Source organism: Paenibacillus sp. WLX2291, from assembly GCF_046603665.1.
Lineage (GTDB): Bacteria > Bacillota > Bacilli > Paenibacillales > Paenibacillaceae > Saccharibacillus.
Genome location: NZ_CP176755.1, coordinates 618,576 through 639,097 on the forward strand (window position 1 = coordinate 618,576; position 20,522 = coordinate 639,097).

Here is a 20,522-nt window from a genome sequence, read left to right on the forward strand (position 1 = left end):
CGTAATCCCAATTCATGTTGTGAATAAAGGGGGATGTTGAATGAGATATGTAAGTATCGAAAATGTGGAAACCGGTCAATATCTGGCAAAATCCGTCTACTCCGGCAATGGCACCATTCTGCTGTCGGTCGGCGTTCAGCTTACTGTCTTTATGATCAACACGCTCAACCGAATCGGGGTTACGATGCTGTATATCCGGGACGAAAATTATGCCGATGTCGAGCCAGAAGAAATTCTGAGCGAGCAGACGAAGCAGCAAATGATCCGCGAGATGAGCGATACATTCGATGCGCTGCGCTCCGGTAAGGAATGGCATCCGCTGCGGATTGCGCTTAGTGTGGACGCGTTGCTGGAGGATGTGGTCGGTGCGCGTGAAGTACAAGTGCAATTGACCGAGATTCGTACGGCGGATAATGCCGCTTATGTGCATGCGATGAATGTGTGCCTGTTATCGGCGATTATCGGCATGAATATCGGACTCAATCAAGCACAGCTTCGTGAATTGGCGATTGGTGCACTGCTGCACGATATTGGCAAGCTGGGTGGTTCGGGGATGCTGGATAGTATTCCCGGCTCACGTATGCATCATACGTGGCGCGGCTTTGAACTTTTAAAATCCAAACGCGAATTCAATCTGATGATCGCTCACGTTGCTCTTCAGCATCATGAACGGATGGATGGTAGCGGTCAGCCGCGTGGATTGCCGGAAGAAGAGATTCATCGGTACGCCCGTATCGTGGCAATTGCCAATACGTACGACAATCTGATCGCCGATAAGGAACAAGGTGGCAAAGGCTTGTTGCCACATGAAGCGTGCGAGGAGATGATGGCATTGTCGGAGAGCGGGCTTGACCGTCAACTGCTGATCGAGTTCAACCGGATTGTGTCGGTGTATCCAAATGGGACAGGCGTCCGACTATCTACGCGCGAATCTGGTGTAGTCGTGCGTCAGCACCGTGGATTGCCGGGTCGTCCGGTCGTTCGCATCGTTAACGGCAGCGGCGATGCGCTGGAGATTAAGGAGATTGATCTAGCCAGCGCTACGACCGTATTTGTCGAAGCGGTCATGAATTAACATAACAGATGAAACCGTTCCGAAAATGTTTGCCTGTCCCTATCTGAAAATGGTATGATAATTGCTGTTCATGCCTGAATTGGCAGGGAAAGTGAAGGCGCTTTTCCGTGAACGAACGACAATGAATATACAGGGGTGGCTTTATGATGTGGTGGAACTGGGTCATACCGATTGTGACTCTGATTGTAGGTCTTGTCGGGGGATTCTTTATCGGTGCGTACTATTTGCGCAAACAGCTTGAGAAAATGCAAGGCGATCCGCAAATGCTGCAAAAAATGGCGAAGCAAATGGGCTACAACCTGAATGCCAAGCAAATGCAGCAAGCACAGCAAATGATGAAAAACGGCGGCACTCCACAAAAAGGCGGCAAGCCACAAATGCCTCCAATGGGACGCGGCAATCAAGGCAAACGCAGAAGATAATCAACATGACAGGCGTCAGTACATGAAGACCCTGAGTGTGGAAGGAGGTCAGCATGGCTGGCATTAAGGACTATACCAATCTGAATGTTGGTGAACACCGCGAACAGATTGAATACCATATCAAAGAAATCCTGAACCTGATCGGTGAGGATACAGAGCGTGAAGGGTTGCTAGAGACACCGGCACGGGTTACACGTATGTATGAGGAGATTTTTGCTGGATACAGCGTAGATCCGCGTGAGGCGTTAGGCGTTACGTTTGACGAGAATCACCAGGAAATGGTCATTGTGAAGGATATTGTGTATTACAGCCAGTGCGAACACCATATGGCGCCGTTCTTCGGAAAAGTGCATATCGGTTACGTACCAAGCGGGAAGATCGCTGGTCTGAGTAAATTCGCCCGTCTGGTAGAGGCGGTTAGCCGTCGTCTGCAAGTACAGGAGCGAATTACATCGCAGATCGCTGATATTCTTGATGAAGTGCTGCATCCGACCGGCGTCATGGTCGTCGTGGAAGGCGAACATCTGTGCATGTGCGCGCGCGGCGTCAAAAAGCCGGGCAGCAAAACGATCACTTCCGCTGTTCGTGGCGGCTTCCGCAATGATGCTCCGCTACGTGCAGAATTTCTATCGCTCATCAAAGAACACTAATGACAACGTGACGGCTGCTTGAATCAAGTAATATATATTCAGGTAGTTGAACCGGTGCAGAAGTGAACGATACTAAGCGATGATTCGCAAGCCCAGAGAACGATCCGTTATGGATCGTTCTTTTTTTTATTGTTAGCATCGGAAACAGAAACAAGAGCGGCTACACCGCTTTTGGCGCAATACGATGAATGTCAATGGCAAATATAGTTGCTTCCTTATGCCACATTGTATTAGACTTTTCTGAAAGAAGACTTTTTATCATCTGATCCAAGGCTATACCCGATCAGAAAATTAACGTACGGAGGGGAAGCACATGGATATTCGTGAAAAGCTTGATCAACGTCTGCTGGAAATGACGGACGAGAACAAAAGCGAGTTTATTAAGCAAGTTTGCCTCGTGATGAACAACCGCAACAATTCGGATCTGATCGTTCGTGCGAAAATCAACGAGCTGGTTCAGCGTTTTGGTCTGTACGACTGAAGCGATATGCGATGGAATAACAGATGTAGCTGCATCCGGCGATGATTCATCTTTGGAATGACATCTAACACAACAAAAAGGGCAGTCCTACGAAATCGTGGGACTGCCCTTTTTGTTCAACACTCAACATTCAACACTCCGCATTCGGCATGAAGCATATAATATTCCACATGAAGTGCATCATGATCAACGTTTGCTTTTGCGTACGATATTACGGCTCTTCTCTAAATAGGTGACGGATTGTTCGTAGTCACGGCTGGCGACGGCAAGGTACAGAATATCGATCACATTCAATTGAGTGATGCGTGAGGACGTAGCGCCGCTGCGAATTTCATTTTCGGTGGAGGAGATGTGCAGCGGGATATCTGCTAGATTGCCGACTGGTGTATTGCCATAGCGGGTAATGGAGATCGTGCGTGCGCCCGCTTCCCGAGCGATCTTCATACACTCTACCGTTACAGGCGTTTTACCGGAATAGGAGATGCCTACGACGGTATCATCCGGGGTGAGCATGACTGAGGAGATCAATTGCAGATCCGCATCGGCAAAGGCGAAGCAGGTTTTATTAATCCGTAGAAACTTATGCTGGGCATCGGTAGCAATCAGATTGGAAGCACCAATGCCAAAGAAGAAAATGCGCTTCGCATCCAGCAATGCCTGAACTGCTTGCTCAATGCTGGCAGGATTGAGGATTTTCACTGTATCGCGGATGGACTGAATGTTGTTGGCAGATACATTCTCGATAATACGCTCAATCGAATCATCCGGGTTGATCTCCTGATATCCGCTCTGCGACTGGCTCTGTTCCTGCAAATCACCGGCGACTTTGAGCATTAGCTCCTGATATCCTTTGAAGCCAGCAGATTTGCATAGCCGGATGACGGCTGCCTGACTGCCGCCGCTCTGCTCTGCAAGCTGTGCGACTGACATGCCGACGAGCCGCTGCGGTTGCTCCAAAATAAAGCTTGCGACTTTGCGCTCGGATGGGGTGATCGTATGAATAATTTCCCGTAATCGAACTAATCCGCCATTCATAATCATTGCTCCTTTGCCGGAGAGGATAGGTGAAGCGCCTTCATGTACAAGCCTTCATATACGATATGCACATGTGCAGCAAGTTATACCAAGGAGGATAGCTGATCCAGTACGCTGACAAGCGTGCTATGGAAATCACGGCGTAACTGCTGGATGGAACGCTGCCGACCGTAATGGACACGATTGGTGAGCAGGACAACTACAAGTTCGCACTCTGGATCGATATACAGGCTGGTGCCGGTAAAACCGGTATGCCCGTAAGCAGACGATGACAAAGCTCCACCGGATACATCCATCTCATCGCCATCCAGCACCCAGCCAAGTCCACGGTGTACATGAGGCAACTGGGGCGTTTGCCGCTGAATGGCGGCGTGCTTGATTTCGCGACAATCAGCATCGTGTGATGCATGCAGCCATGCAAGCCCATAGGTTAATACATCATCCGCAGTAGCGAAGAGACCAGCATGCCCGACGATACCGCCGAGTTGGCGTGCATTCTCATCGTGAACGATGCCCTGCAAATACGCGGCAGTTACAGCATCGTACTCCGTTGCAGCGATGCGCGGTATCCGTGACGGTTCAGGGCGGAAGCAGCTATTTGGCATATGGAGAGGCTGGAAAATATACTGCGCTGCGCCTTCCTCCAACGACATTCCAGTGATCACTGTGAAGAGGTGCCCCAGCAGCATAAAGCCCGGATCGCTGTAGATCCGCTGTGTTCCCGGCTTATATTGCAGCTTCATCTGCCCAATTTGTTGAATTGCATCTTGTACTGTCCATGGACGCTGGGCGAAATCTGCGATCGCTGGCAGCCCGGATGAGTGTGACAGGAGTTGCCGGATCGTGATCATATGATGCGGCGGATGATTCATTTCTGGCAGATAGCGGGAAATGGAATCATCTGGATCTAACTGCCCTTTGTACCATAAATGTAAAATCAATGGTAGCGTAATCATCACTTTGGTTAGCGAGGCGCAATCGTACAGAGTATGTATATCTGTGCGAATATGTTGATCTGGCGTATCGATTGCCCAGCCACCGGCATAATGCAGTTGATGTCCGCGATAGCTAATGGCGACAGACGCACCCGGAATTAGCTTATCCTGCATACCATGCCGTAGCGGTTCCCAGATCTGATCCAGCTCGGCAGTGTTCATAGATGATTCAAGCAGCTCGCTATAATGAATGTATTCGTGGTGCGACTGATGTTGAGACATGGGAGGCTCCTTTCTGGTGAGATCAGAATGAGGATGAACGAGATCGGATCATGATGTTGGTTATATGTGATGTAAATTTACGTTTTGACATTATATTTTATCGTATTAAACGTATGATACGTCATGAAGGGGATATCTGGATAGACAGATCATGAACTTTTTGCAGAAAAAAGCGAATTTTTTAGAAGGAATGTATGAATTTCGGCATAATTTCGGCAAAGGTAAGTAGGTGAGATTATAGGCTGAACAATAGGTGGGATGTAAATAGGCGTATTGCGAGTAGCGGGATTAAGTGGCTGTTAGTGTTAGATACATAGAATATTCAGTGTGTTTTTGAAATAAAATTTCAAGATATATAGTTATTATAATAGATATACATGCAGTCTAATAGAAGAATTGATTATAGAATGGGAAAGGTAGAGGATGGAGAGAGAGAAATGTTGACACTGTTTAAAATAGAGCTGTACATATCGTATCAAAATAGAGCAATATACATAAAATTTTATTTTACAAACAGCAAGTCGTGCACTAAAATATAAGCAATTATTCGAATCTGGAAATATGCTGGTATCTGTAAAATGAATGAACGAGTGAGCAACGTTATTTTAGTTTACATATACGGAGAGGATGAGGATATGCAGTTCGTGCTGGGCGTGGATAGCGGTGGAACGAGGACGGAAGTCATGGCTTGGCAGACGGACGGTCAATTGATTGGCAGCATGCACGGTGCGGCAGGTAATCCGAAGTCCGTTCTGCATGGAAATGAAGCAGATGCTGTGATGGATACGATCTTTCGTTTGCTGACAGCGTACGGTCTGGAACAGCATCATTGTATCGGAATTGGTGCTGGCATCGCTGGAGTGTATACAGCGGAAGAATGCGAGAGAGCGGCAGCGGCGATTCGTTCACGTTGGTGTGAGCATTATGAGCCAATAGCTAGACTGCATCATGATGCGGCTGTATTCCCGATTCAGGTCATAAATGATGCGGAGATTGCACTGCTGGCGTCGAATCGTACACGACACGGAATCATTGCGATTGCTGGAACCGGCTCCATTGTACTGGGTATCATGCCGTCAGGGGAACGGGTGCGCATCGGCGGCTGGGGTCATATTCTTGGTGATCAGGGCAGTGGGTATGCCATCGGGCTGCGCTGTCTGCAAACGGTTATGCTGAGCTATGACGGCATATTGCCATCCACCCGACTTACGGCGGAGGTGCTGGCTCATTATAGTGTAGACGTTCCATCGCAACTGCGCGACATTGTGTACAACCTAGATATAGGAAAGCAGCATATCGCAGCAGTGGCTCATTGTTGTCTGCATGCCGCAGAGCAATGCGATCCGCTGGCGCAGCAGATTGTGACGGATGCGGCTCACGATATGGCGCGATTCATTATGACGTTGTACAACCAACATAAGCAATTGCAGCAGAGCGCTGTTACGGTGAGCGGGTCGATGTTCACTCGCTCTGACTGGTATCGCAATACGTGTTTGCACTATCTGCATAGTGAATATCCTGACATGCAGGTTGTTTCATTGCATCAATCGCCATGTTACGGAGCAGCCTTGTTGGTAGCACCGCAGTTATTTTTGTAAATGTGTGCGAATGTAATATTCCATTCGTTGATCATATTGGAATCGATCTGATTGAAGCTGATGTCATTGAACATATAGTATTCCCAATCCCAAAGGAGTTGAATGCCATGAAACCGCCTATCGGACAACTGGTAACAGAGCAGCAAAATCCACGTACGATCCATATTGATGAACAATCCACTGAAGGTATTTTGCATATGATTAATCGGGAAGATCGGCTCGTTCCAGCAGCGGTGGAGGCATGTATTCCGCATATTGCTGCTGCTGTCGATTTGATTGTGGAGCGGTTTGCACAAGGTGGACGACTGTTATATGTAGGTGCAGGTTCCAGCGGTAGATTGGGTATACTGGATGCTGCCGAATGTCCGCCGACGTATGGAACCGATCCGCAGCAGGTAGTCGGTCTTATCGCTGGCGGACAACGAGCAATCCAATCGGCAGTGGAAGGGGCGGAGGACAATGTATCGCTCGGTCGCAGCGACTTGCTTGCGGCACAGATTCGCTCCAACGATACACTGGTCGGTATTGCCGCCAGCGGACGTACGCCGTATGTCATCGGAGCGATGATGGAAGCGCGCGAACAAGGCGCAGCAGTCGTTGGCATTAGCAACAATCCGGGCAGCGAAATGGGTTCTTATGCCGATGTGATGATCGAAGCGGTCACAGGTCCCGAAGTGGTACTCGGCTCCACGCGTATGAAAGCAGGTACCTCGCAAAAGATGATTCTCAATATGCTGACAACTGCCAGTATGATTCGTAGCGGCAAAGTGTATCGCAACCTGATGATCGACATGCAGCCCACTAATGAAAAGCTGGTGAATCGAGCGAAGCGGCTGATTATGCTGGCAACAGATGCGAATGAGCAGACAGTAGAGCGCGTATATGTAGAAGCAGGCGGGCATATGAAAACGGCAATTGTGATGATTTTGCTGGACGTGGCTGCGGAGGAAGCGACACAACTGCTGGCGCAAACGAATGGTAATATCGGCAAAGCAGTACAGCGGATTACGTAATCTATAGGTGTCAGCAAGCGCATGAACGTTATGTAGTAACTTTGATCACACTTGTTATGAATAAAGGATAGGAAGCAACACCAATAAGCTCACCAATCATCATCTGGCATAAGACCTCGATGTTCGCAGTCCCTGCGGATCAAGCGGTCTTTTTTGTTATACTTTGCCCATGTGTCTTAATGAGATGCAACCATTCTCATCCGTGGAGAGGTTACAGAATATGTGCTGTATTGTAAAAACATCATTGTAAAAACTGGTATAATGAACAGATCAACTCAGCGAAAAAAGTGCAGCATACAGCAGACATCATGCCGCCAAAGACAGGAGGAAACAGCGTAATGGATGAACAGCAGTATAAGCAGCAGGGAGAGGAACGGTACAGACTATCGACCGTGCCGGAAGGATTGGAGCAAGCGATCTGGTACAAAACACCGCTGCTGGGCAGCGATGTATCCATATTGGAGCCGATGGCATGGGAGGAGCTAATGTGCCGCAAGGTCGGACTTGGTCATCCGCCTGTTATTCATATGTGGACACACAGCGATGCGATGACGATCGGCTTGCGCGATCGCCGCTTGAGCGGAGCGGTACAGGCAATGGAGCAATTCCGGCAGGAAGGTACATCGGTAGCAGTGCGGGCATCCGGTGGCGCAGCTGTTCCGCTGCATCGTGGTATTCTCAATCTGTCGATTATGCTGCCAAATCCGCGTAGCCGAATTAATATTCATGATGATTTTCGTTTTATGGCAGAGTGGATCAGTCGGGCGGTGCATCCGTGGACAACGAACGTGCAGACTGGCGAGGTAGAAGGTGCCTTTTGCCCGGGGGATTATGATATTGGTATTCATGGACGCAAGTTTTGCGGTATTGCGCAGCGTCGCCAATCCAAGGCGTATATGATTACTGCCTTTGTGATTGTAAATGGGCATGGCGATGAGCTGGCAGCGCAGATTCGCCGCTTCTATGATCTGGCAGCGGGACCGGAAGATGCGGACAAACAGTATCCGATCGTTCGTTCTGGCACAATGGGCGGCTTGGACGAATTGGCAGGTGTGCCATCAGTGGAGAGTTATATGGAGGAACTGCAAAAGCTGTTGAATCACGGTCAACTGGCGAAACTACAATCGACGAACGGCGTATTGGATGTGCAAGAAGTACAGCAAACGATGCAAGAGCTGCGTAGTCGGTATGACGATTAGGCGAAACCTGTTTTGTATATGTAGATAGAGAACAACATGGACAGAGAGAACATACACACAAATAGACAAGTATTTTATAGATTTGAGGGATCATTATGCAGCATCGAAAAGTAAAGATCTTGGGTACAGGCAAATATATGCCATCCACGGCAGTTACAGATGAACAGGTTGATCTTCGTCTTGGGGTGCAGGCTGGCTGGGCAGCCAAAGCGGGTGGTGTTGGAACGCGCTATTATGTGAGCGAAGGCGAGACGGCTTCGTACATGGGAGCGGAAGCGGCGAAGGCGGCACTGCAAGCGGCAGGGCTGACATTTGACGATATCGATTGCCTTGTGTGTACGAGCGGCACGAAGGAGCAGCCGCTACCGAGCACAGCGTCGTTTATCCAGCAGGCGTTAGGGCAGCAGGACTCTGGTGTACCGGCGTTTGATATCGACGGCACCTGTCTGAGCTTCGTATTCGGATTGGATACCTTATCGTATATGGTTGCAGCCGGACGTTATCGTCATGTATTGCTAGTGGCGACTGAAGTGGCATCGGCAGGCTTGGATTGGAGTCATAAGGAAAGCGCTGTATTGTTTGGTGATGGAGCCGCAGCGGTCGTTATCGGTCCATCAGCACCGGATGAGACGTCCGGTATTGTGCATACATCGCTGCATACGTACAGTCGTGGCGCGCGGTATTCGGAAATTCCGGGCGGCGGTACACGGTTCCCGCCGGGCGATGAACGCAATGCGTCTGATGCGTATCTGTTTCAGATGGACGGGCATGGTATTTTCAAAATGGCATCCAAGCTACTGCCAAACTTCATGAACGAATTGCTGACTGGTGCGCAAACGAAAATGGATGACTTCAAGCTGGTCATTCCACATCAGGGTAGTGCGATGGCAATGCGTCTGATGCGCAAGAAATTAGGCATCGGTGAGGAACAATTTATGAATATTACGCCGAACCACGGCAATACGATTGCAGCTTCGATTCCGATGGGACTGCATGAGGCAATTGTACAAAATCGAATTCGTCGCGGGGATCGCATATTGCTGATTGGCACCGCCGCTGGTCTGTCGCTGGGGGGCATGGTGCTTGATTACTGATCATGCTTCTGCTCAGACACCACGAACTATTTTGCTAACTGGGGGACGTGCTCCTGTCACACTGGAGCTGGCGCGTTTGCTACATCAGGCAGGGCATACAGTGGATGTTGCCGAAAGCTTGCCACAGCAGCTCTGCGCCCGTTCAAAAGCGGTACGTCAAAGCTTCGTTGTACCACCGCCACGCCAACAGCCGCAGGCGTATATACAAGAGCTGATGCGGATTGTGAAGCAGCAGCGGATCGATATACTGGTGCCGACATGTGAGGAGATTTTCTATGTGGCGCATGGGTTGGAGCAGTTGCGTCAGGTGTGCGAGGTGCTAGTTCCACCAGCAACGATGCTACAGTCTCTGCATCACAAGGGCGAGTTTATTCGGCTCGTTCATGCTGCTGGATTGGATGCACCAGATACGATGGTGATCCACAATAGACAGCAGTGGGAAAAGGTACAGCATGGTGAGTGGAGCAGTCTGTTGGCGGCATCCTGCTCCGTCCAAGATTTGAATGCAGCGTCGGATCTACCATCTGTGTATACGTCTCGTTCGCTTGTATTCAAGCCTGCGTATTCGCGCTTCGCTTCCAAAGTGATCATGCCTGCACAGGATATGACAGATGATCCAGCAAGTGCAGGTGAGCAGAACGAACGGTCGCCATCCGCTGTTATTGCAGCGCCAGACGGTCTGTCGGAACAGGAACCGTGGATCGCGCAGGCTTACGTGCCGGGAGAGCAGTTATGTACATACAGTATCGTATATGAAGGAACCATTGTAGCGCACGCGACCTACCAGAGTCGTTATCGTAGCAGCGAAGCGGGAGCAAGCGTGCATTTTGAAGCGTTAGATCGACCAGATACGCTGGTATGGGTACAGCAGTTGGTGCAGCAGTGGAATAAGGAAGCTTGTTCGGTTGATTCGTCATCTGTCCCTCATCAAACGAATAACGCGGACGCATCCATAGCAAGCGAATCACCAATTCGTACTTTGTCAGCACGTACATTTAGCGGGCAACTGAGCTTTGATCTGATTCAGGAGCGACAGACAGGCAAGCTTTACCCGATCGAATGCAATCCGCGGGCGACCAGTGGTATTCACCTGTTTACTGGCGCAGATGGATTGGATATGGCGATTGTAGCGCCGCAGCTGTTAGTGGAGCAAGGGAAGGTAATCACGCCGCAGCCGGGCAGACGGGTGATGCTAACGTTGCCGATGCTGACAAGCGGCTGGGGACGGCGCTGGAGCGGCAGGCAATGGAAGGAATGGCTCAAGGCGATGAAAGGCGCACAGGATGCGGTATTTCGCTGGCAGGATATGATGCCATTTTTCGGACAGTTTGCTTTGGTATTGGCGGTGGTTCGCATTAGCAGACGAGAACAGATTACGGTGACGCAAGCGCTGACGCATGATATTGAATGGAATGGGCAGCCACCGGAAAGGAGCGACGTATGACCAAGGCACTTGTAACAGGCGCCACTGGATTTCTCGGTAGTCATCTGGCATATCGTCTGGCGCGTATCGGTTGGGACGTTACAGCGACGGGACGCAATGAACAGGTCGGGCAGCAGTTGGCGGCGGCAGGCATTCATTTTGTAGCAGCCGATCTGCGGGATCGTCAGCGGATGATAGATGCGTGTCGCGGGCAGGAGTATGTATTCCATTGTGGCGCGTTGTCGTCGCCGTGGGGCAAATATCGTGATTTTTACGGTAGCAATGTAGAAGGCACAGCACATGTAGCAGATGGGTGTATCTCTGCCGGAGTGAAGCGGCTAGTGCATGTATCGACGCCAAGTGTGTATTTTGACTATCGTGAGCGTCAGATGATCTCGGAAGTCGATCCGCTGCCAGAGCAGTCTGCCAATCATTATGCGGCGACCAAGCTGGAAGCGGAGCAATTGTTGAAACGATATCGTCGTGAGCAGGAATTGCCGGTCATTATGTTGCGACCGCGCGCGATCTTCGGACCGGGTGAGCAGGCATTATTGCCGCGTTTGCTGCGTACGAATGCGCAATCTGGTGTGCCGCTGCTCAATGGTGGGCAAGCGGAGATTGATCTGACGTATGTAGATAATCTGCTGGATGTGATGCTGCTCTGTTGCGATTCTCCAACATCCACGCTAGGACAGGTGTACAACATTTCCAATGGCGAAGCGATGCCTTTTGAACAATTGGTAAAGCGGTTATTTGCCCTGCTGGATATTCCACTACGTACGAAAAAAGTTCCTTACAAAGTCGCCTACGGTGTAGCGGCGATGCTAGAGACGATGTATCGGATCTTGCCACTGTCTGGTGAACCGGCACTCACACGGTATACAGTCGGCTCGATTGCAGTGCCGCATACGCTGGATATTAGCCGGGCGCAACAAGAACTGGGCTATGCACCGACAGTTAGCGTAGACGAGGGGTTGCAGCGATATGCAGATTGGTGGAAACGTAACTCTCAATCGTAATAGCGAGAGCAATAAGAGCAACAATAGCAGCGAGAGCAACAATAGTAAGAACAGCAAGAACAGCAACAGTAAAAATAACACCAGCAGCAACAACAAGAACAGTAAGAGTAGCACAGTCATACCGAGAAAAAACATAGTTGTACACAGACATGGAAGTCTAAATTGAGTCATCTATTCAACGATGGCATGCAAGCAGATGAATACAGACGGAGCGATTATTCCAATGGAGAGCGAGGTGCAGTTTCCATGAAGCATAGCAATGTGTCCCTGTGGCTTGGTGCTGCGGGTTATTGCACACATCCAGAGATCTTGACGATTCGTGGTGGAACATGGCGTCCGACGGCATTTCCGGCAGGCTTTGCCTGTATTCGGCATCCACAGCATGGCATGATTTTGTTCGATACCGGGTACAGTATGCGCTTTTTCGAGGAGACACGCAGGTTGCCGCAGGCGTTGTATCGTTATTTGACTCCGGTTGTGTATACCGAGCAGGATCATAGTAGCGTGCAGCTTGAGCAGGAAGCTGGTGTGTGTACGGACGAGATTCGGTATGTGATTTTGTCGCATTTTCACGGGGATCATATTGCGGCGGCACGAGACTTTCCGAATGCGCAATTTATATATTTGCATGAATCGTATGCGGCGGTGAAACGGCTGAATACGTGGAAGGCGGTCAAAGCAGGATTTTTGGCAGGATTGCTGCCAGATGATTTTGAACAGCGATCCTTGCCGTTTACTCGCAGCGATCTGCAATACGATCATGAGCGACCGTTGGAGGAACGGAACCATGCTGCCAATATACTGGACATTTCTCCACTGACTACTCCGTTTGGTGTGGCGGCTTCTGTGCTGCCGGATCTTGGTGTGCCGTATTATGATGTGTTCGGCGACGGCAGCATTCGTGCGTTAGAGTTGTCTGGGCATGCGGAGGGAATGATCGGTCTGCTGCTGCATGCGGGCGGTGAGCCGTACTTGCTCTGTGCAGATACGGTCTGGAGCAGTCGCGCGTTTGCTGAGAATCGTCGTCCGCATCTGCTGGCGGGCTTGATCATGTCCAATCGTCAGCAGTTCCGCAGCAATATGGATCGTCTGCGTCGCTGGCATCTGAAATATCCACAGCTGCGGATCGTACCAACCCATTGCCGGGAAGCGCTGGCAACATGGGGAGGGAGATGGCTGAAATGAGTGTGCTGCGCATTGTGTATCATTACTGGCAAACGAGACAACGGAGTAAGCGCTGGAACAGCCGTGAGGCGCTAGAGCGCTGGCAAGAGCGGCAGGTACAGCGCCATATTCAGTGGGTGCGAGCACATTCTCCTTTTTATCGGCGGCTCTGGAATGGGATGAGCGATGGAGAGTGGCGCGACTTCCCATTGATTGACAAACGTAGTATGATGGAGCATTTCGATCTGCTGAATACGATTGGCATTACGCGTGAGCAGGCGCTGCATACGGCGCAGCAAGCGGAGCAAACGCGGGATTTTGCACCGGTGTGGAACGGGGTGACGATTGGGCTGTCTTCCGGTACATCGGGCAATCGCGGCATCTTTCTCGTGAGTCCACAGGAGCAGGATGCGTGGACAGGTAATGTGCTGGCGCGTCTGCTACCGGGCAGCTTGCGGGAGCGGCATCGAATTGCCTTTTTCCTGCGGGCGAATAGTAATCTGTATGAATCGGTACAACGGGGGAGCTTGCAGTTTCGCTACTTCGATCTGACGCTACCGATGGAGCGGCATATTGCGGATATGCAGCAGTATGGTGCGGACATCTGGGTTGCGCCGCCTTCACTGCTGCGGATGCTGGCAGAAGCGGCACAGGATGGCAAGCTGACTGTTCAGCCGTCCAAGCTGATCTCGGTTGCCGAGGTGTTGGACCCGCTGGATCGCCAGTACATCCAACAGACCTTCCGGCAAAAGGTACATCAGGTGTATCAATGTACCGAAGGTTTTCTCGGCACGAGCTGCGAGCATGGCACCATTCATCTGAACGAGGACGTGGTGCATATCGAGAAGGAGTATATCGACGATGAGCAGCGGCGTTTTATGCCGATTATTACGGACTTTTCGCGGAGAGCGCAGCCGATTGTGCGTTACCGGTTGAATGATATTTTGACCGAAGCGGCGGAGGCGTGTGCGTGTGGATCGGTATATACGGCAATTGAGAGGATTGAAGGGCGGTATGATGATATTTTGTATATTCGTCCTTTGCCGCAACGACATTCAGATAGACAGGCAGATGAAACGGGGGCGGATGAGAAGTATATCCCGTTATTTCCTGATCTGGTGACAAGGGCGATTATTGCGGCGTCGCCGGATATTCAGCATTATCGGGCGGTACAGCATGATGTGGATCGGCTGGAAATCTCGTATGTGTTGCCGCAGGGGATGGATGGCAAGGTAGAGCAAACGATCCGGCAGCGGATAGAGCAGCTATGTACAGGGCTTGGCGGACAGGTGCCGCAGTTGATGTTCAGCGAGTATGATTTTGTACCTGGACCGGTCAAATTACGCAGGGTAGAGAGAGGCTGGCATATATGAACGCTTCGAGAACAACGATGGATCATCGTTCTGACGATCGATGTGCATGCTCGGATGAAGTCAGTGTAGATATTCGCTGGTATGATCGGGACAGTCGCCACGAAATCGTCTGGCAGGATAACGAATATGGTGAATATTCACGTAGCTATCTACTGCCGCTACTGGAACACGGTACGCTGTCCATGTTCGCCAATGTGCAGACAGAGCTGCTTATTGTGACGGTAGATGGCATTCCTCTGCCGGTTACAGTCAATGATGCACAATACGACAATTCCTACGTCTGCTCTCCGTATACGCATTACGCCAGCTATGCAAGGCAGGAGCTGAGTATGTTAAAGAAGCCATGGCTGGAAAAGGGGTTGTCCCTGCTGCTACGTGGTCTTGGCACATGCTTGCGGGCAGTGCATATGAACAGAGTGGTGCAGATCAACAACTGGCTACTATCCACCAATCTGTATCCGACACTTAACCAAGTGCAGATTGAAAAAGTACAACAGGCAGTTAACGAACGTTATCCGCGTCATGTGATCATCTGGCGCTCGCTCAATGAAGTGACTACGCCTACACTCTGGCATACGCTGCACAATATGGGCAGCCGTTTCATTCCAAGCCGTCAGATTTATTTGCTACATCCTGCGACCATTCCTTCCAAGGCGCGCTGGATCATCAAGCGCGACCGCAAGCTGATGGACACTTTCCATTACACCGTTGTGCGCCCGGATGAATGGAATGCAGATGATATTCCGCGGATGCTAGAGTTGTACCAGATGTTATACATTGAGAAATACTCGATACATAATCCGCAATTTACAACGGATTTTCTACAACTTGCGCTGGAGCAGGGGACGTTGCAATTGTATGGATTGCGCACAGAAGGTCGGCTGGACGCGATTCTAGGCTTTTTTGCCCGGGATGGCGTGATGACGACGCCCCTGTTCGGTTACGATACGTTGCTACCAGCGGAAACCGGGCTGTATCGGATGCTGTCGGTGCTGCTGATCGAATTGGCAACAGAGCGCGGCGATCTGCTGCATGAAAGCTCCGGTGTCGGTCAGTTCAAACGCAATCGCGGAGCATATGGTGCGCTGGAAGTGTCTGCCGTATATGATGCAGGACGAGCATTGCCGATACGCTGCTGCTGGTGGATGCTGGAGCAGCTACTATACCGGATCGGCGTACCCCTCATTCATAAGCTCAAATTGTAAGCAGTTCACGAAAATGATGTGTCAGGGAGGGATATGATGTCAGCTTCGTCTACACAGCAAGCGATTCGGAATCACTCATCAACCGATAGGAAACGCATTGTACTCATTACTGGCAGTTCCAGCGGCTTCGGACTACTGACAGCGATCACACTGGCACAGCAGGGCTGGCAAGTAATCGCTACGATGCGTGACCTATCCCGTAGAACAGAGCTGGATCAGCAGGCACAGCAAGCAGGCGTACAGAACCATATTCACTGTTTGCGTCTGGATGTCACACAGCCGGAATCTATTGCGGAAGCGATACATGTTGTGAGGCAGCAGTATGGACGGTTGGATGTGCTGATTAATAATGCTGGCTATGCTGTCGGCGGCTTTATCGAGCATGTACCTATGGAAGTATGGCGGGCGCAATTGGAAAGTAATGTGTTTGGACTAATCGCGGTTACTCGTGAAGTGTTGCCGATGATGCGGGAGCAGCGTAGCGGGCAGATTATCAATATGAGCAGCGTGAGCGGCATTGCTGCTTTTCCAGGATATGCGCCGTATGCGACATCCAAATTTGCCATTGAAGGATTTAGCGAAAGTCTGCGTCATGAGATGGCTTCATTTGGCATTGCTGTAGTGCTGGTCGAGCCGGGAGCATACCGAACGGCGATCTGGAACAAAGGATTAGAGGATATTCAGACCGGTGCACAGAATCAATCGTCTCCTTACGAACGACAGCTGAACAAAATACTGGATTATTCTCGCCACTCTGCCCAACACGCTCCGCATCCGCAGCAGGTTGCCGATCTCATCGCTCGCATTGTACAGACGAAACGACCGCGTTTACGTTATTCTGTTGGCAAGGGCAGTGGACTGCTGATCTGGGCGCGTCGCCTATTGCCTGCTTGGTTGCTGGAGTATATTATCCAGCGCGTATTACGTTAAAAATACGTTATTCCGTGATTAGATTACCGCTGCATAGGTTAATACTACAATGGGCCTGAGAAGCTGACTGGCATCAGCATCCCAGTAATCTACCCGATTTGTAAAAACTTCTGTACACAAAGGTGAGAACATTGAATAACACATATAACAGCAAAAAACACGTCGCATGTAACAAGTGTGGACATGAAATTCAAAACGTACTGGAACACGTCAAATACGTATTAAATGGTCACTGCGAGCACTGCGTACAATCTTCCGCTCACGCCGCGATGACACTGAAGCATTCTTCCTGAAATGATCGCAACGACCAAGACGATGCAACGAATACGATGATCACATAATGATCACTACCCAATCAGTTGATTACGCAACACTTTATAAATATATGCCGCTAGATGGCACACATCATGCTTTGATTGCTTCATAGCTGCAATCCTATTGGTGCAGCAGGATATGGATATCCCTATACATCGTACACCCAAGTCTGATGCTGGCTGAAAAGTCGGTATCAGACTTTTTTATATTCAGGAGGAACTTGATATGATCATTCCAGCTCGTCGTACTCATCCATTCACTTCAATACTTCGCATCACTGCACAAACGATAATTTTACTATTTGCTGGATTGCTGGCATTATGGGGAATTGTTGCCCAGCTACTGGCGGTCATCCCGACAACGTGGCTGGTACCTGCTCTACAAATCGGTAGTGTGCAGACCGTCATTCTTACCGTGTCCATTATTCGTGATGGCATGGGCGTCTATAATATCGTGTATACATTCATCCCGCTCGTCCTGTTCGTACTGCTCATGTGGTGGTTCCGACGTCAACATCGCTGGTTACGCATTGTGACGACGTTATGTGCAGTAGCGTTTATCGTTAGTATCATTACGTATGTCAGTCTGGTCGTTACCGTTGCGCGGGAAGGTGGAGGCATGTATGCCTTGGCGCCAGCGAATATGCAGATGCAGTCATGGGGCAAGCCGGATCAGAGCATTACATTTGGTCAGCCGGACGGGACGCCGTTACAGGCAGATCTATATTTGCCAGCGCAGACAGACAATAGCGACGTACCAGTTGTCGTGCGTGTGCATGGCGGTGGATTTACATCCGGTGGCAAAGCACCAACTGCCTACAATCGCTTTTTGGCAGATCACGGGTATGCTGTAATGGATGTGAATTATCGGCTTGCGAATACGCAGCAGCATACATGGAATACCGAAGTGGGCGATGTAGGTTGTGCGCTCACTTGGCTGAATACGAAGGGTGCACAAGAGTACCCACTGGATATGTCCCGAGTCGGTATATTCGGCGATTCAGCAGGTGGTAATCTGGCGATCAATGCGGCGTATATGTCCAACAATGGCACGCTTCAGCCTACCTGCGGCAATAGCAGCGACCTGCCGCATATTCAAGCGGTAACCGGGCTGTATCCAGTCGTCAATATGGTCGTCGCTCAGCAGCAATCTGCGATTGGCTATACGGTTGGGCAGAGTTATGTCGGCGGTACACCGTCACAGTATCCCGACCGCTACACATTTGTCTCCCCATCGACTCATATTAGCAAGGAGGCACCACCGACTCTGATCATTCAAGGCAGTCGGGATCATCTGGTGCTGCCGGGACCTGTGGCGGAATTTGCCACACAGATTGCTGCCCAAGGTATCGTTACCCGCTATATCGAATTACCATTTCTGGATCATCAGACTGGAGATGGATTGTCCACACTCACAGTGGGTACGCTGGCTCAGCAGCGGTTTTTGCTAACTTGGATGGATCAGTATGTAAAATAAAAGTGTAGCTGATACAGCGAATGCTCTCATGTACTGAATATTAGATGTTCTAATATGTCAGATAGAGCAGATACGTTCTTAATACAATAAGCAACACGCTACACACAGTAAGTATCGCAGGAAACATGTCACAAAAAACAATAAGCATTATAGTAAACACAGCAAACACGATAAGCATTACAGCAAACATCATAGCAAACACGATAAGTATATTAGTAAACACAAGCATACTAGAAAAAGCGCTCACTCCCCTCGGGAATGAGCGCTTTTTGCTAATGGATATAAGGTAGGCGACTGATGAATCTTGGGCTACATCGTCCTATTGTATTCTGTAATTCCCTATTAACACTACACTATTAGCTTCATTAGCATGATCCATGCATTCATTTGTCAAAGCAACTGCATCATACGGCGATTACGTCGTAACGTTATTCCGTTGGATTGCTGCTATTTTCCTCTGTGTTCGTACTTTGCTCCGACTGTGATTGTTTTTCCGCTTCGGATGCTGGAATAGGTACAGAGTCAGTTGTTGGGTCCGTATCAGTATTGCCCGAAGAATCGTTCAGCATCGGTTCGTTGTTCACTTCATCCTCGCCTGCCAGATTCAGATTGCTCAGGAAGTTGGATACATTACGCAAATATTCGCGTGGATGTTCCCGGAACTCCAATTCATGATGCGCTCCCGGGATGATCCAGACTTCCGAATTGGGATTGGTCTGGTGCGAGGCGAGCAGTTCGGCAATCTGGTACGGCGCTTTGCTATCCTGTGTCCCGTGAATAAAGAAGATCGGGAACGGATAATCTTTGCTTTTTACCTGCTGATACGGAATCTGGTTCAGACTAGTACCGTTAACGAGCGGCAATAGAAATTCCAAAATCTCAATCGATGGATGCTGCGGCAAATCCAACTGTTGGCGGATATTATAATAGAGCGTATCCGGTTCTAGCAGGAAGGAACTATCCAGAATCATCGCATCCACCTGATCGGTCAGCAGACCCGTTTGCAGTGCGGTTCCGGCTCCCATGGAGAAGCCCCATACGACCAGCTCCTGTGCACCGCGCTGTTTCGCCAGATCAATCGCGCCTAGCAATTGCTGAGATTCTTTTTTGCCACCAGTTGCGACTTCTTTGTTCGTCTTGGCGGCGAAGCCATAGTCGAACATAATGACATTGAAATTCAGACGATGGGCGTAATGGGCGAGATCGTACATCGGAATCCACGTTTCTTCACGATTCGCGCCATACCCATGGCTGAAAATAATCGTTTTGCTGGACTTGGTTTCAGCCGGAATATACCAGCCCTGCATCATCCGGCTGCCATCACGGGCAGGAAATGTAATGTCTTCGTACGCCATGTTTTTCGCTTGCATCGGATTGGAATAGACGCTGGCTACGGTCGGATTGGACAGCACCCACGCAATATACGCATGCAATGCGACAAAGCAAAACAGAAAGAAAAATACGATAGACAGCAAAAAAGCGATAATAATATGCTTGAAGCGTAATTGCCGCGTCAGCACAATCGGCGTTTCTTCGCGTTCGGATGATGGGGTCTCGTTATTCGGCTCGAGAGTTGTAGACATAAGGCCCCTCCTGAAAAATAGTAAAAAGTAATACTCTACAGCATCATATGAAGCAACAGAATTATTTTCATAATCATTCATTGTAGCAAAGACTTGTTTCAGACTCCACTATACCTGATGAAGATTACACTATAATATCGTCCTATTTTTCTTTACCTTTACAGGTAGCTTCGATATAATTTATGTAACCAGGTTTCATTCAGTGAAACTAAATGATATACGACTTTACGGCACAACAGGAATACTTATG

The 20,522-nt window shown here is 49.7% G+C and carries 18 protein-coding genes; 15 read left to right on the forward strand and 3 right to left on the reverse strand.

Annotated features, from left to right (window positions below; translation table 11 throughout):
- Positions 1–40: 40 nt before the first annotated feature.
- From ACDE64_RS02560 to ACDE64_RS02575, 4 genes are all read left to right on the forward strand, one after another.
- Positions 41–1,075: an HD-GYP domain-containing protein gene (locus tag ACDE64_RS02560; RefSeq protein ID WP_411344998.1), complete on the forward strand. Its 1,035-nt coding sequence runs from the start codon at positions 41–43 to the stop codon at positions 1,073–1,075.
- Positions 1,076–1,221: 146 nt separating this feature from the next.
- A complete protein-coding gene (locus tag ACDE64_RS02565) occupies positions 1,222–1,497 on the forward strand; it encodes a YneF family protein (protein ID WP_411350216.1) in 276 nt (91 codons plus the stop codon).
- Positions 1,498–1,550: 53 nt separating this feature from the next.
- Positions 1,551–2,147: a GTP cyclohydrolase I FolE gene (gene folE / locus ACDE64_RS02570; RefSeq protein ID WP_411344999.1), complete on the forward strand. Its 597-nt coding sequence runs from the start codon at positions 1,551–1,553 to the stop codon at positions 2,145–2,147.
- A gap of 313 nt (positions 2,148–2,460) precedes the next feature.
- A complete protein-coding gene (locus ACDE64_RS02575) occupies positions 2,461–2,628 on the forward strand; it encodes a hypothetical protein (protein ID WP_411345000.1) in 168 nt (55 codons plus the stop codon).
- 186 nt (positions 2,629–2,814) lie between these two features.
- Here the strand turns inward: ACDE64_RS02575 and ACDE64_RS02580 are convergent, their stop codons facing one another.
- Positions 2,815–3,663, reverse strand: coding sequence for a MurR/RpiR family transcriptional regulator (locus ACDE64_RS02580; RefSeq protein ID WP_411348918.1), 849 nt, complete (start codon positions 3,661–3,663; stop codon positions 2,815–2,817).
- An 83-nt stretch (positions 3,664–3,746) separates the two neighbouring features.
- Positions 3,747–4,880 carry a serine hydrolase domain-containing protein gene (locus ACDE64_RS02585; RefSeq protein WP_411348919.1) on the reverse strand — a complete coding sequence of 378 codons (1,134 nt, stop codon included), beginning with the start codon at positions 4,878–4,880 and terminating at the stop codon, positions 3,747–3,749.
- 635 nt (positions 4,881–5,515) lie between these two features.
- Between ACDE64_RS02585 and ACDE64_RS02590 the strand changes: the two genes are divergently transcribed.
- The 11 genes from ACDE64_RS02590 to ACDE64_RS02640 all read left to right on the forward strand — a co-directional run bounded on the left by ACDE64_RS02590 (position 5,516) and on the right by ACDE64_RS02640 (position 18,689).
- Complete coding sequence (locus ACDE64_RS02590) at positions 5,516–6,478, forward strand: ROK family protein (RefSeq protein WP_411348920.1); 963 nt, start codon at positions 5,516–5,518, stop codon at positions 6,476–6,478.
- Positions 6,479–6,585: 107 nt separating this feature from the next.
- The gene (murQ, locus tag ACDE64_RS02595; protein WP_411348922.1) at positions 6,586–7,491 is read left to right on the forward strand and encodes an N-acetylmuramic acid 6-phosphate etherase; all 906 of its coding nucleotides are present in this window, start codon (positions 6,586–6,588) and stop codon (positions 7,489–7,491) included.
- Between the two features lie 338 nt (positions 7,492–7,829).
- Positions 7,830–8,690 carry a biotin/lipoate A/B protein ligase family protein gene (locus ACDE64_RS02600; RefSeq protein WP_411345005.1) on the forward strand — a complete coding sequence of 287 codons (861 nt, stop codon included), beginning with the start codon at positions 7,830–7,832 and terminating at the stop codon, positions 8,688–8,690.
- Between the two features lie 95 nt (positions 8,691–8,785).
- Complete coding sequence (locus ACDE64_RS02605; RefSeq protein ID WP_411348923.1) at positions 8,786–9,784, forward strand: beta-ketoacyl-ACP synthase III; 999 nt, start codon at positions 8,786–8,788, stop codon at positions 9,782–9,784.
- Positions 9,774–11,228, forward strand: coding sequence for an ATP-grasp domain-containing protein (locus ACDE64_RS02610; protein WP_411348924.1), 1,455 nt, complete (start codon positions 9,774–9,776; stop codon positions 11,226–11,228). Before ACDE64_RS02605 ends, ACDE64_RS02610 begins: the two co-directional genes overlap by 11 nt.
- The gene (locus tag ACDE64_RS02615) at positions 11,225–12,226 is read left to right on the forward strand and encodes an NAD-dependent epimerase/dehydratase family protein (protein WP_411348926.1); all 1,002 of its coding nucleotides are present in this window, start codon (positions 11,225–11,227) and stop codon (positions 12,224–12,226) included. The genes ACDE64_RS02610 and ACDE64_RS02615 overlap by 4 nt, the downstream gene beginning before the upstream one ends.
- A gap of 246 nt (positions 12,227–12,472) precedes the next feature.
- The gene (locus ACDE64_RS02620; RefSeq protein WP_411348927.1) at positions 12,473–13,411 is read left to right on the forward strand and encodes an MBL fold metallo-hydrolase; all 939 of its coding nucleotides are present in this window, start codon (positions 12,473–12,475) and stop codon (positions 13,409–13,411) included.
- Positions 13,399–14,763: a F390 synthetase-related protein gene (locus ACDE64_RS02625; RefSeq protein ID WP_411348928.1), complete on the forward strand. Its 1,365-nt coding sequence runs from the start codon at positions 13,399–13,401 to the stop codon at positions 14,761–14,763. The genes ACDE64_RS02620 and ACDE64_RS02625 overlap by 13 nt, the downstream gene beginning before the upstream one ends.
- Positions 14,760–15,968 carry a GNAT family N-acetyltransferase gene (locus ACDE64_RS02630; protein ID WP_411348930.1) on the forward strand — a complete coding sequence of 403 codons (1,209 nt, stop codon included), beginning with the start codon at positions 14,760–14,762 and terminating at the stop codon, positions 15,966–15,968. Before ACDE64_RS02625 ends, ACDE64_RS02630 begins: the two co-directional genes overlap by 4 nt.
- 36 nt (positions 15,969–16,004) lie before the next feature.
- On the forward strand, positions 16,005–16,898 hold the full coding sequence (locus ACDE64_RS02635; RefSeq protein WP_411350217.1) for an SDR family oxidoreductase: 894 nt from the start codon (positions 16,005–16,007) through the stop codon (positions 16,896–16,898).
- Between the two features lie 540 nt (positions 16,899–17,438).
- Entirely contained in the window at positions 17,439–18,689 is a 1,251-nt protein-coding gene (locus ACDE64_RS02640) for an alpha/beta hydrolase fold domain-containing protein (RefSeq protein WP_411348931.1), read from the forward strand.
- Between the two features lie 428 nt (positions 18,690–19,117).
- Here ACDE64_RS02640 and ACDE64_RS02645 read toward each other — a convergent pair whose 3' ends face one another.
- The gene (locus ACDE64_RS02645) at positions 19,118–20,272 is read right to left on the reverse strand and encodes an alpha/beta hydrolase (protein WP_411348932.1); all 1,155 of its coding nucleotides are present in this window, start codon (positions 20,270–20,272) and stop codon (positions 19,118–19,120) included.
- Between the last annotated feature and the right edge of the window lie 250 nt (positions 20,273–20,522).